This window comes from Streptomyces sp. NPDC107654 (assembly GCF_055639035.1).
In genome coordinates this window covers 115,252-128,955 of record NZ_JBVKBI010000018.1, presented here as the reverse complement: position 1 = coordinate 128,955, position 13,704 = coordinate 115,252, and the positions used below count along the sequence as shown (strand labels likewise).

The following is a 13,704-nucleotide window of genomic DNA, read 5'->3' as shown; positions in this document are numbered from 1 at the left end:
CGAGTGCCCTAGGGCGACCGCTCGATAGCAAGGTGCTGGAGGATCCGTGGACCTGTCCCTGTCGACCCGTACCGTCGGCGATCGTACGGTCGTCGAGGTCGGTGGCGAAATCGACGTATATACCGCGCCCAAGTTGCGCGAGCAGCTGGTCGAGCTGGTGAACGACGGGAATTTCCACCTCGTCGTCGACATGGAGGGCGTGGACTTCCTCGACTCCACCGGGCTCGGCGTCCTGGTCGGCGGCCTGAAGAGGGTGCGTGCCCATGAGGGCTCGCTGCGCCTGGTCTGCAACCAGGAGCGCATTCTCAAGATCTTCCGCATCACCGGCCTCACCAAGGTGTTCCCGATCCACACCACGGTCGAGGAAGCGGTGGCGGCCACCGACTGATCGGCCACCGACCGATCCCGGACCGGTCGCCGGCGTCGGGCCCCTGCCGGGGCCGGACGTCGGCCGGTCCCGTCCTGGGCCGGTGCCGACGCGCCGGTCCGGGGTACAGATGTACACCAGGGGGTGCGGGCGCTCGGCGACCCCGCCCCCGACCGCACGCCCGTAGTCGCGAGGGGGATGCATGGCCACCGTCGAACTCCGATTCAGCGCGCTGCCCGAGCACGTTCGTACCGCCCGACTGGTGGCGGCAGCGGTGGCGCGCAGGGCCGGAGTGGACGAGGCCGTCCTGGACGAGGTGCGGCTCGCCGTGGGCGAGGCCTGCTCCCGTGCCGTCGGACTGCACCAGATCAGCGGCGTCACGGCACCGGTGAAGGTGGCGTTGATCGAAGAGGAGAAACAGTTCTCCATCGAGGTCGGCGACGAGGCCCCGCACGCCACGCCGGGCGACACGCCCGGCGCGCGGGACGGCGACGCGGATGTCGAGGAGGACGAGATGGGCCTCGCGGTCATCAGCGGCCTCGTCGACGACGTGGAGGTCACCACCGGGCAGGACGGCGGTCTGATCCGCATGACCTGGCCGACCGCGCCGCCGGCCACCGCACTCGCCTGACCCCGTAGTACGACCCGACAGGGGCCCCGCCTGCGCAGGGCCCCTGTCGCGTTTCCGGCGCCCTGTTTCCAGCCTCTTCCCCATTCGTGAAGGAATTCACGATCAATACCCCGATAATTTGATCAAGCACCCATCTGGTCGTCAACGGTTTTGAGGCATTACTTCTTTCGGGTTCGCTGTCCGTGCATGCAGGCCAATTCCGTTTACCGTCCCCTGTTTAGATCACTCACGGGTACCTACAATCCGTCCACATCTTGAGCTCAGCCCAAGCGTCAAGGAGGACGAATGGCGGGGCTTTCTACCCCAGAGCAGTTGGGTCACCCCTCATCCCTCGCAGCCGCGGTACTGACCGACGACAATCGGATCATCGTGGCCGTCATCGCGGCCGTCGCCCTGGCCGCTCTGGTGGTCGCGGGGATCCTGGTGCGTCAGGTACTGGCGGCCGGCGAGGGAACCGACAGCATGCAACGGATCGCCGAGGCGGTCCAGGAAGGTGCCAAGGCGTATCTCGCACGACAGCTGCGCACACTCGGCGTATTCGCCGTCGTGGTCTTCTTCCTGCTCATGCTGCTGCCCGCGGACGACTGGAATCAGCGAGCCGGCCGCTCGGTGTTCTTCCTGATCGGAGCGGCGTTCTCGGCGGCCACCGGCTATATCGGCATGTGGCTCGCCGTGCGCAGCAATGTGCGGGTCGCCGCGGCGGCCAGGGAAGCAACTCCGGCGGAAGGCGAACCGGAAAAGGATCTCACCACCGTCTCGCACACCGCGATGAAGATCGCATTTCGCACGGGCGGCGTCGTCGGCATGTTCACGGTGGGGCTCGGCCTGCTGGGCGCCTCCTGTGTGGTGCTCGTGTACGCCGCGGACGCACCGAAGGTGCTGGAGGGCTTCGGCCTCGGCGCCGCCCTGATCGCGATGTTCATGCGCGTGGGCGGCGGCATCTTCACCAAGGCCGCCGACGTCGGCGCCGACCTGGTCGGCAAGGTCGAACAGGGCATTCCGGAGGACGACCCGCGCAATGCCGCGACCATCGCCGACAACGTGGGCGACAACGTCGGCGACTGCGCGGGCATGGCGGCCGACCTCTTCGAGTCGTACGCCGTGACCCTGGTGGCCGCGCTGATCCTCGGCAAGGCCGCGTTCGGCGACTCCGGGCTGGCCTTCCCGCTGCTGGTGCCCGCCATCGGCGTGATCACGGCGATGATCGGCATCTTCGCGGTCGCCCCGCGCCGCGCCGACCGCAGTGGCATGAGCGCGATCAACCGCGGCTTCTTCATCTCCGCGGTGATCTCCCTGGCGCTGGTCGCGATCGCGGTCTTCGTCTACCTGCCGTCGAAGTACGCCGACCTCGACGGCGTCACCGACGCGGCGATCAAGGGCAAGGACGGCGACCCGCGCCTCCTCGCGCTGGTCGCGGTGGCCATCGGCATCCTGCTCGCCGCCGTCATCCAGCAGCTGACCGGCTACTTCACCGAGACCAACCGCCGCCCCGTGCGGGACATCGGCAAGACCTCCCTCACCGGCCCCGCCACCGTCGTCCTCTCCGGGATCTCGGTGGGTCTGGAGTCGGCCGTGTACACCGCCCTGCTGATCGGGCTCGGCGTGTACGGGGCGTTCCTGCTCGGCGGCACGTCGATCATGCTGGCGTTGTTCGCGGTCGCTCTGGCCGGCACCGGGCTGCTCACCACGGTCGGGGTGATCGTCGCCATGGACACCTTCGGGCCGGTCTCGGACAACGCCCAGGGCATCGCCGAGATGTCCGGCGACGTCCAGGGCGCGGGCGCGCAGGTGCTCACCAACCTGGACGCGGTCGGCAACACCACCAAGGCCATCACCAAGGGCATCGCCATCGCCACCGCCGTCCTCGCCGCGTCGGCGCTGTTCGGGTCGTACCGTGACGCGATCACCACCAACGTGCACGACGTCGGCGCGAAGCTGACCGGGCCGGGCTCGCCGCTCAGCCTGTCGATGGACATCTCGCAGCCCAACAACCTCGTCGGCCTGGTCGCGGGCGCCGCGGTCGTCTTCCTCTTCTCCGGACTGGCCATCAACGCGGTGTCGCGGTCGGCGGGTTCGGTGGTGTTCGAGGTACGGCGGCAGTTCCGCGAGCACCCCGGGATCATGGACTACACCGAGAAGCCCGAATACGGAAAGGTCGTCGACATCTGCACCCGGGACGCCCTGCGGGAGCTGGCCACGCCCGGTCTGCTCGCCGTCATGGCGCCGATCTTCATCGGGTTCACCCTCGGCGTCGGCGCGCTCGGCTCCTACCTCGCCGGGGCGATCGGCGCGGGCACGCTGATGGCGGTGTTCCTCGCCAACTCCGGCGGCGCCTGGGACAACGCCAAGAAGCTGGTCGAGGACGGTCACCACGGCGGCAAGGGCAGTGAGGCCCACGCGGCCACGGTGATCGGCGACACGGTCGGCGACCCCTTCAAGGACACCGCCGGACCCGCGATCAACCCGCTGCTGAAGGTCATGAACCTGGTCTCGCTGCTCATCGCACCGGCGGTGATCAGATTCTCCTACGGCGACGACAAGAACCTCGGCGTGCGGATCGGGATCGCGGTCCTCGCGCTCCTGGTGATCGTCGTGGCCGTGTACGTCTCCAAGCGGCGCGGGATCGCCGTCGGCGACGACGAGAGCGCCGAGCGGGTCGCCAAGTCAGCGGGTGCCGCGGTGGTTTCGTAGCCGAGATCGAGAAGGCCTGGCCAACGGGCGGGCGGGTGGCGCGTGCTGACGCGCCGCCCGCCCGCCGCGTGTGTGCCCGTCCCGGCGCGGACCGGTGCCGCGGACCGGTGTCGCGGACCGGTCGTGAGCCTTCTCTCCCGTGGTGCGAATAGTCACAAAAGCCGACTTACGACTCCCATGGCAGGGGGAGTGGGTGCGTTCGCCGTGTAGATTCCGGGGGCCGAGAGCCATGGAAGGGACCAATCCGGTGAACAAGAAGCTCGCGGCCGCACTGTCCGGCGGTGCGGTACTGGTGATGGCGGTGTCGGGATGCGGCAGCAGCGGTGAGAAGGGGCCCGACCCCAAGCTGGTGTCCTGGGCCAAGACGGTGTGCGACGCCGTGCCCGGTCCCAACGCGAAGATCCGCTCGGCCAACGCCCAGATAGCGGCCATCGCCACGGACAGCAACCTCCCGCCCAAGAACGCGCAGAAGACGTACGCCGGCGCCTTCCAGGACATGGCCGACGGCTACAAGGCGCTCGCGGACGCCCTCGACACCGCCGGCGCGCCCCCCGGCGTCGACGGCGGCGCCAAACTGCAGAAGGACGCGGCCAAGAACCTCGCCGGTCTGGCCACGTCGTACGCCGACCTGAAGAAGAAGGTCGACGGGCTCGACACCAAGGACCAGGGGAAGTTCGCCCGTGGCCTCAAGGAGGTCGCCGCCCAGTCGAAGGAGATCGGCAAGCAGAGCGACAGCGGTACGCAGGCGCTGAAGCGGCTGGAGCAGGAGGACGTCAAGAAGGCCATGGCCAAGCAGCCCAGCTGCAAGGTCGCCGCCTCCGCGTCCGCGCCGGCACCGGCGACCGCGGGCTGACGCCGGCGGACACCGCGCGCACGGTCGGCCCCGGGCAGCCGCCCCGGGCCACAATGGGGGCGTGACTGACTCCGGACTCGCTCCCCTGCCCGCTTCCGACCGGCCCGACATCGCCGCGCGTCTGAGGGACGCGCTGCTCGCCGCCTCCTTCACCGCCGACGGGCTGCTCGACCTGCTCGGCGCCGCCGCTTACGCGGCGCTGGCCCGCAGCGAGACCGTGCCCGCGCTCCGGGTGACCCGCGGCGACACGCCGCTGGAGACGCTCGTACGGCTGTTCCTGCTCCAGCAGCCGGTGCCGCACGCGCGCGTGGCGGCCGTACTGCCGGTCGAGGAGGCCGTGGAGGCAGGCTGGCTCGCGCGCGTGGGCGGCGACGAGGTGGCCGCCACCGTGGACGTACGGCCGTACGGCGGCCCCGGCGGCGAGGACTGGTTCATCGTCTCCGACCTCGGCTGCGCCGTCGGCGGGGCCGGTGGCATCGGGCAGCGGGCGGAGGGTGTCGTGCTGGGCGTCGGCGGCGCCTCGACGACCCTCGCCGGCATCACCGTCCGTACGCCCGTCGCCTCCGCCCTCGACCTCGGCACCGGCTCCGGCATCCAGGCCCTGCACGCCGCCCAGCACGCCACGCGCGTGACGGCGACCGACCTCAACCCGCGCGCGCTGCACATCACGGCGCTCACGCTGGCGCTCTCCGGCGCACCCGCCGCCGACCTGCGCGAGGGCTCGCTGTTCGCACCGGTCCGGGACGACGAGACCTTCGACCTGATCGTCTCCAACCCGCCGTTCGTGATCTCCCCGCGCGCCCGGCTGACGTACCGGGACGGGGGCATGGGCGGGGACGATCTGTGCCGCTCGCTCGTTCAGGAAGCGGGGGAACGGCTGAACGAGGGCGGGTTCGCGCAGTTCCTCGCGAACTGGCAGCACGTGGCAGGGGAGGACTGGCAGGACAGACTCAGGTCATGGGTGCCGCGCGGGTGCGATGCCTGGATCGTGCAGCGCGAGGTGCAGGACGTCACACAGTACGTCGAGCTGTGGCTGAGGGACGCCGGCGACCACCGCGGGGACCCGGCGGAGTACCAGGCGCGGTACGACGCCTGGCTCGACGAGTTCGAGGCGCGCAAGGTCAAGGCGGTCGGCTTCGGCTGGATCACCCTGCGCAGGACCGGGTCCGCCGAACCCGCGGTCACCGTGGAGGAGTGGCCGCACCCGGTGGAGCAGCCGCTCGGGGAGCAGATCCGGGCGCACTTCGACCGGCTCGACTACCTGCGGACGCACGACGACGCGGCGCTGCTGGACAGCCACTTCAAGCTCGCCGCAGAGGTGGTCCAGGAGCAGGTCGGGCTGCCCGGCGCCGAGGACCCGGAGCATGTGGTGCTGCGCCAGCACCGAGGGATGCGCCGGGCGACGAAGGTGGACACGGTCGGGGCCGGGTTCGCCGGCGTGTGCGACGGCACGCTGAGCGCGGGCCGCATCCTGGACGCCATCGCGCAGATCGTCGGCGAGGACCCGGTGCTGCTCCGCGACCGCACGCCCGCGCAGATCCGGCTGCTGGTGGAGCAGGGCTTCCTTGAGCCGGTGCGCTGAGCGGGACGCGCGGGCGGGAGCACCGCGGGGACCGGCGTGCGCCTGCGGGGGACCGGGGGCGGCCCTGCGGGGTCCGGCGCAGCCCCAGGGGCCCGGCGCTGCTGTCGTGTCGGACCCGGGGTGCTGCTCCGGAGGCGCACCCAGGAGGTGCCGCTCCTCATGTCGTACCCGGAGTGCTGCTCCCGTGCCGTACCCAGGGTGCCCGTGCCGTCGTAGGCGTGCTGCGCCCATCTTCTGAGGGGGGCGTCGGGCGTCGTCGTATGCCGGGGGCACGGGACCGGAGACGGTGCCGGCCGCGCCCGGCACCGGGCCCCTTTCGTAAAACGGCCGGAAAAATATGTGCGCCGTGCCTCGCACGCCCCCGTTCGACCGAACGTTCGAATCGATGTCGGCCGTCCGTTCACCCCGAAGTCGCCTGCCCGTCTCCCGCGCGTGCCACCCTCCCGGCGCTGGGCACGGCCGGCGGCAGGAGAGGGGTGGGCGAGCGATGGAGAGTGGTCCGGCGATCTTCGCGGGAGTGGTGTTCGCCCTGTTCGGGGCCGGTCTGCTGGCCTGGACGGGCACCCGCCTGCGGCGCCGGGAACCGGTCGCCCTCGGTGTGAGTCGTGTCGCATCGGCCGTCTCCGCGAGCACGGCCGGAACCCTGGCACTGGCCCTCGCCGTGTACTGCCTGACCCGGCTCTGAGACCGGCGGGCGCCATGTCCGCGCGGTAAGGGGAGCGTCACGCTCCGGACAGGGGCGCGGGGTTGGCCGGGCAGTCCGGGCGGCAGGAATGGCGGTAGTCGGGTTACCGTTCGAGTGGCCGTTGTGGGCTTTTCCCGTTTGACACGGGGGCGGGATGTAGCGTCACACTCCGCAGCGTCACACGAGCCAGCAGTACGCCGCGACCCCGGGACCAAGGCCTGGGGAGGCCCCAGCGTCGACCGGAGAGAAGAGCCAAGTTGTCCCCGACCAGCGAGACCGCACAGGGCGGTCGCCGACTCGTCATCGTCGAGTCGCCTGCCAAGGCGAAGACGATCAAGGGCTACCTCGGCCCCGGCTACATCGTCGAGGCGAGCGTCGGGCACATCCGCGACCTTCCCAACGGCGCCGCGGAGGTGCCCGAGAAGTACACCGGTGAAGTCCGTCGCCTCGGTGTGGACGTCGACCATGACTTCCAGCCGATCTATGTGGTCAACGCCGATAAGAAGGCCCAGGTCAAGAAGCTCAAGGATCTCCTGAAGGAGTCCGACGAGCTCTTCCTCGCCACCGATGAGGACCGGGAGGGCGAGGCGATCGCCTGGCACCTCCAGGAGGTCCTCAAGCCGAAGATCCCGGTCAAGCGCATGGTGTTCCACGAGATCACCAAGGACGCGATCCGCGCGGCCGTCGCCAACCCGCGCCAGCTCAACCAGAAGCTGGTCGACGCCCAGGAGACCCGCCGCATCCTCGACCGCCTCTACGGCTACGAGGTCTCCCCGGTGCTGTGGAAGAAGGTCATGCCCCGGCTGTCGGCCGGCCGCGTGCAGTCCGTCGCCACACGACTCGTGGTGGAGCGGGAACGCGAGCGCATGGCGTTTCGTTCTGCTGAGTACTGGGACCTGACGGGCACCTTCGCGACCGGCCGCGCGGGAGACCCGTCGGACCCGTCGTCGCTGGTCGCCCGCCTGCAGACCGTCGACGGCAGGCGGGTCGCGCAGGGCCGCGACTTCGACTCCCTCGGACAACTCAAGAGCGCGAACACCTTCCACCTCGACGAGGCGACCGCCCGCGCTCTCGCCGCCGCCCTGGAGAACACCCGCTTCTCCGTGCGGTCCGTCGAGTCCAAGCCGTACCGCCGCTCGCCGTACGCCCCGTTCCGTACGACGACGCTGCAGCAGGAGGCCAGCCGCAAGCTCGGTTTCGGCGCGAAGGCGACGATGCAGATCGCCCAGAAGCTGTACGAGAACGGCTACATCACGTACATGCGTACGGACTCCACGACCCTGAGCGACACCGCGGTCTCCGCGGCCCGCGCCCAGGTCACGCAGCTGTACGGCGCCGACTACCTGCCGCCGCAGCCGCGCACCTACGCCGCCAAGGTCAAGAACGCGCAGGAGGCCCACGAGGCGATCCGCCCCTCGGGCGATCGTTTCCGCACCCCCGCGGAGACCGGCCTGACCGGCGACCAGTTCAAGCTGTACGAACTGATCTGGAAGCGGACCGTCGCCTCCCAGATGAAGGACGCGACCGGCAACAGCGTGACGGTGAAGATCGGCGGTGCGGCCGCCGACGGCCGCGACGTCGAGTTCAGCGCCTCCGGCAAGACGATCACCTTCCACGGCTTCCTCAAGGCCTACGTCGAGGGTGCCGACGACCCGAACGCCGAACTGGACGACCGTGAGCGCCGGCTGCCCCAGGTCACCGAGGGCGACGCGCTGTCCGCCGAGGAGATCACGGTCGACGGCCACGCCACCAAGCCACCGGCCCGTTACACCGAGGCCAGCCTGGTCAAGGAGCTGGAAGAGCGCGAGATCGGCCGCCCGTCGACGTACGCGTCGATCATCGGCACGATCCTGGACCGCGGCTACGTCTTCAAGAAGGGCACGGCCCTCGTGCCGTCCTTCCTGTCCTTCGCCGTGGTCAACCTCCTGGAGAAGCACTTCGGGCGGCTCGTCGACTACGACTTCACCGCCAAGATGGAGGACGACCTCGACCGCATCGCCGCGGGCGAGGCCCAGGCCGTGCCGTGGCTGAAGCGGTTCTACTTCGGCGAGGGCCACGACGGCGTCGGCAGCGCGGCCGAGGCGGGCAACGGCGACGGAGACCACCTCGGCGGTCTCAAGGAGCTGGTGACCGACCTGGGCGCGATCGACGCGCGCGAGGTGTCCTCGTTCCCGGTCGGAAACGACATCGTGCTGCGGGTCGGCCGCTACGGCCCGTACATCGAGCGCGGCGAGAAGGACACCGAGCAGCACCAGCGCGCCGACATCCCGGCCGATCTGGCGCCGGACGAGCTGACCGTCGAGCTGGCCGAGGAGCTGCTGGCCAAGCCCAGCGGCGACTTCGAGCTGGGCGCCGACCCGGCCACCGGCCACACGATCGTCGCCAAGGACGGCCGCTACGGCCCGTACGTCACCGAGATCCTCCCCGAGGGCACCCCGAAGACCGGCAAGAACGCGGTCAAGCCGCGGACGGCATCGCTCTTCAAGTCGATGTCACTCGACACGGTGACGCTCGACGACGCGCTGAAGCTGATGTCGCTGCCGCGGGTGGTCGGCACCGACGCCGACGGCGTGGAGATCACCGCGCAGAACGGCCGGTACGGCCCCTATCTGAAGAAGGGCACGGACTCGCGCTCGCTGCAGTCCGAGGACCAGCTCTTCACGATCACGCTGGAGGAGGCACAGGCGATCTACGCCCAGCCGAAGCAGCGTGGCCGGGCCGCCGCCAAGCCGCCGCTGAAGGAGCTGGGCGAGGACCCGGTCTCCGGCAAGCCGGTCGTGGTCAAGGACGGCCGCTTCGGCCCGTACGTCACCGACGGCGAGACGAACGCGACCCTCCGCTCCGACGACAGTGTCGAAACGATCACTCCGGAGCGTGGCTACGAGCTGCTCGCCGAGAAGCGAGCGAAGGCTCCGGCCAAGAAGACCGCGAAGAAGGCGGCGGCGAAGAAGACCGCCCCGGCGAAGAAGACGGCCGCCAAGAAGACGGCAGCGAAGAAGACGACGACCGCTGCCGCGAAGAAGACGACGGCGAAGAAGACCACCGCGAAGAAGGCGACGGCTTCCAAGACGGCGGCTTCCGGCGCGGAGGACTGACGGAGGAACCCGCGCGGGGGCCTGACACGGGGCCCCGGCGCGGGGACTGACGGCGAGGCCGGCGCGGGGGACCGAGGGCGGGCCCGATGCAACTCCTCACCGGGCCGCGGACTTCGTCACCGAGTCGCTGAGGCGTTCCCGCTGAGCCGCCGGTCCTCCCACCGAACCCGTTGCGCCGCCGACGGGCTGCCGGCCTGCCACCAGCCCGTCGGTCTCCTCTCAAGCTCGGTGGGTGTCTTCCCGGGGCCGCCGAACGAACGCGCCGGCGGCGTCGCCCGGCGCCGGGGCGGGCGGACGGCCGGACACGCGAGGTGTGGTGTCAGTGGCTGCGGATAGGCTGAACGCATGACGCGAGCCGAGCAGCCAACGGCCCACACCACAGCACCGGACGACGCCCTGGTCGCGGACTCCCGCGAGCGCGCCGTCCGTTCCCTGCTGCGCCGACCGCAGTTGAGGCGCCTGTGGAGCGCGCAGCTGGTGAGCGGTGTCGGTGACACCCTGTCCCTCCTCGTGCTGGTCCTCCTGGTCCTCCAGGCGGCCATAGCGGAGGGGGCGTTCGGCGGTGGATACCGGGGCGTGGCGTTCGCAGTGGCGACCGTCTTCGCGGCCCGCGTCCTCGCCGCGTTGCTCTTCGGCGCCGTCCTCCTCGGCCCGCTGACCTCGCTCACCGCCCAGGAGGGCCCCCTCGACCGCCGCTGGACCATGGTCGGCGCCGACGGCGTGCGAGCCGCCCTGCTGATCGTCGCGCCCCTGTGGATCGACTGGACGCAGCACAACGCGCTCGCCGTCCTGCTGGTCACCGCCTTCGTCACCGGCGTCGCCGAGCGGCTGTGGACCGTGTGCCGGGAGAGTGCCGCCCCCGCCCTGCTGCCGGGGCCGCCTCCGGAGGGCGCGACGGTACGACCGCTGCCGGACCACCTGGACGCGCTGCGCCGCCTGTCGCTGCGGACGACCTTCCTGGCGGTGCCGCTGGCAGCCGCCGCACTGGTCGTCGCCGCCCTGCTGAACAACCTGCTGGGCACGGGCATGGCCTGGTTCGACCAGCACCAGGCGGCCCTCGGGTCGTATGTGGCGGCGGGCCTGTTCGCCGCCTCGCTGTCCGTGCTGACCTACCTGGAGCTGCCCGACACGCGCACCCCGCGCGCGCGGTCCCCGCTGGAGGGCCTGCGCCGGCCGCGTACCGGAACCGGCGTCGACAAGGGTCGTACGGGCGCCATCCCGCTGCTCGTCCCGGCCTGCGCCGGAGTCGCCGGCGCGATCGCCGCGGCCGTCTCGGTGTGCGTGCTGCACGCCAAGGACCTCGGCGGCGGCCCGGTGCTCTACGGCCTGCTGGTGCTGGGCCTGACCGGCGGTGTCGCCGTCGGCGTCCGTACCGCCCCCGCGCTGCTGCCCTCGCTCTCCCGCCGCCGCCTCCTGGCCCTGGCGATCGCCGTCACCGGCATCGCGCTGCTGGCAGCCGGGCTGGTCCCGGACGTCACCACGGTCCTGCTGATCGTCACGCTGGCCGGTGCCGCCGCGGGCGTGGCCGCCAACACCGGGCACACCCTGCTCGACCAGGAGACCGAGGACTACCGCCGGGCGCGCACCACCGAGCACCTGCACGCGGTGGTCCGCGTCTTCATAGCGCTCGGCGCCCTGATCGCGCCCCTGGTCGCCGCGCTGATCGGCCCGCACCGGCTGGAGAACGGCCGGTTCGTCTTCGCGCACGGCGGTGCCGCCTTCACCCTCATGCTGGTCGGCGCGCTGCTGCTGCCGGTGGCCGCGCTGGTGCTCGCCAAGGTCGACGACCGTTCCGGCGTACCGCTGCGCCAGGACCTCAAGGACGCCCTGCTCGGCGGCGACGACCCGGTCACCGCCCCGGCGGCCACCGGCTTCTTCATCGCCCTGGAGGGCGGCGACGGCGCCGGCAAGTCCACGCAGGCCGAGGCCCTCGCCGAGTGGATCCGCGGCAAGGGCCACGAGGTCGTGCTCACCCGCGAGCCCGGCGCCACCCCGGTGGGCAAGCGGCTCCGCTCGATCCTGCTGGACGTCTCCTCGGCGGGTCTGTCGCACCGCGCGGAGGCGCTGCTGTACGCCGCCGACCGCGCCGAGCACGTCGACACGGTCGTACGCCCCGCCCTGGAGCGCGGCGCCGTGGTGATCTCCGACCGGTACATCGACTCCTCCGTCGCCTACCAGGGCGCCGGCCGCGACCTGTCCCCGACCGAGATCGCCCGCATCAACCGCTGGGCCACCAACGGGCTCGTCCCCCACCTCACCGTCCTGCTGGACGTCCCCCCGGAGACCGCCCGCGAGCGGTTCACCGAGGCGCCGGACCGGCTGGAGTCGGAGCCGGCCGAGTTCCACGCGCGCGTGCGGGCCGGTTTCCTCACGCTCGCCGCCTCCGACCCGGGCCGCTACCTGGTCGTGGACGCCGGGCAGGAGCCCGAGGCCGTCACCACCGTGATCCGGCACCGCCTGGACACCGTGCTGCCGCTCTCCGAGGCCGAGATCAAGGCCCAGGAGGAAGCCCGCCGCAAGGCCGAGGAGGAGGCCCGCCGCAAGGCCGAGGAAGAGGCCGCCCGCAAGGCCGAGGAGGAGCGCCTGGAGCGCGAGCGGCAGGAGCAGCTCGCCAAGCTGCGCGCCGAGGAGGAGGAGCGCAAGCGCCGCGAGCTGGAGGAGGCGCAGCGGCGCGAGGCCGAACGGCAGGCGGAGGAGGCCCGGCAGCGGGCCGAGGAAGCGCGTCGGCGCGCGGAGGAGGAGCGGCAGCGGCTGCTCGCCGAGGAGAAGGCACGCGCCGAGGAGGAGGCACGCCGCAGGGCCGAGGAGGAGCGACGCCGCAAGCAGGCCGAGGAGGAGGCCCGGCTGCGCGCCGAGGAGGAGGCCCGCCAGGCGCGGTTGCGCGCCGAGGAGGAGGCCCGGCGTCTGGAGGCGCAGCGCAAGGCCGAGGAGGCGCTGCTGCGCGCGGAGGAGGCCCGTCGGCAGGCCGCCGCGGCCGCTGCGGCCGCCGACGCCGCGGCCCGCAGGCCCAGCGCTCCGCTGTCCGGGGCACCGGGCGTGGTCCCCGACGCGGCGACGGCCCCCACACCGGTGGTGTCGCCGGAGGCGGCCGCGCGCGGCACGGACACGCGGGGCACGGACGACGACACGACGGTGCTGCGGCCGGTGCGCGAGGAGCGCGACGGTCCTGCCGAATCCGAGGTAACCGCCGAGCTGCCGCAGCCCCCGGCACCTTCCGGGGCGGCCGACGAGACCGCCGTACTGCCGCAGGTACCGCCGGTACCGGCGGGCGCGGTGGACGAGACGGCCGTGCTGCCGCGGGTGTCCGCCGACGAGACGGCCGAGCTGCCCTCGGTGGCCCCGGGCGCGGCCGACGAGACCGCCGTCCTGCCGCCCGTACGGAGCGACATCCCGGTGGACCGGGTACCGCCCGGCTTCTTCCGCGACGAGCGGCCCGCCCCGGGCCCCGACGGTTCCGAGCCCCGCACGCGTGAGATGCCCCGGATCGACGCCGACGGCACCCCGCGCAGCCGACCGCGCTCCGACTGGGCCGAGGAAACCCCCCTGGACGACCTGCCCACACTGGCCGACGAGCTGCTGGGCTCGTACGACGAGGGGCAGTACGGCGACCAGCCCGACGGCGAGGAACAGGGCCGCAACGGCCGCGGCCGGGGCCGCCGAGGCTGACCGGCGCGCGCCTTCCGGAGGAGGGGGCGGGAGCGGCCGGGTGTTCCGGGCGCTGACGAAGACGGGCACCGGTGCTTGCGGGCACCGGTGCGGGCCGGCGCGTAGGGATTTGCCGCGCGCCGGTGCTCCGGGAG

At 71.9% G+C, this 13,704-nt stretch carries 8 protein-coding genes; all 8 read left to right on the top strand.

Annotation, left to right across the window (positions count from 1 at the left end):
- Positions 1–46 precede the first annotated feature (46 nt).
- The 8 genes from bldG to tmk all read left to right on the top strand — a co-directional run bounded on the left by bldG (position 47) and on the right by tmk (position 13,570).
- Positions 47–388, top strand: coding sequence for an anti-sigma factor antagonist BldG (bldG, locus tag ACZ7N4_RS27840; RefSeq protein ID WP_014674042.1), 342 nt, complete (start codon positions 47–49; stop codon positions 386–388).
- Between the two features lie 181 nt (positions 389–569).
- Positions 570–998 (top strand): ATP-binding protein, encoded by a 429-nt coding sequence (locus ACZ7N4_RS27835; RefSeq protein ID WP_471362879.1) that lies wholly within the window; start codon positions 570–572, stop codon positions 996–998.
- Between the two features lie 285 nt (positions 999–1,283).
- Positions 1,284–3,689: a sodium-translocating pyrophosphatase gene (locus ACZ7N4_RS27830; RefSeq protein WP_471362877.1), complete on the top strand. Its 2,406-nt coding sequence runs from the start codon at positions 1,284–1,286 to the stop codon at positions 3,687–3,689.
- Between the two features lie 247 nt (positions 3,690–3,936).
- Positions 3,937–4,542, top strand: coding sequence for a small secreted protein (locus ACZ7N4_RS27825; protein ID WP_471362874.1), 606 nt, complete (start codon positions 3,937–3,939; stop codon positions 4,540–4,542).
- 61 nt (positions 4,543–4,603) lie between these two features.
- Positions 4,604–6,124: a DUF7059 domain-containing protein gene (locus ACZ7N4_RS27820; protein ID WP_471362872.1), complete on the top strand. Its 1,521-nt coding sequence runs from the start codon at positions 4,604–4,606 to the stop codon at positions 6,122–6,124.
- A 487-nt stretch (positions 6,125–6,611) separates the two neighbouring features.
- Positions 6,612–6,809 carry a hypothetical protein gene (locus ACZ7N4_RS27815; protein ID WP_471362869.1) on the top strand — a complete coding sequence of 66 codons (198 nt, stop codon included), beginning with the start codon at positions 6,612–6,614 and terminating at the stop codon, positions 6,807–6,809.
- A 257-nt stretch (positions 6,810–7,066) separates the two neighbouring features.
- Positions 7,067–9,904 carry a type I DNA topoisomerase gene (topA, locus tag ACZ7N4_RS27810; RefSeq protein WP_471362867.1) on the top strand — a complete coding sequence of 946 codons (2,838 nt, stop codon included), beginning with the start codon at positions 7,067–7,069 and terminating at the stop codon, positions 9,902–9,904.
- A 345-nt stretch (positions 9,905–10,249) separates the two neighbouring features.
- Entirely contained in the window at positions 10,250–13,570 is a 3,321-nt protein-coding gene (gene tmk, locus ACZ7N4_RS27805) for a dTMP kinase (protein ID WP_471362864.1), read from the top strand.
- Positions 13,571–13,704: the final 134 nt, after the last annotated feature.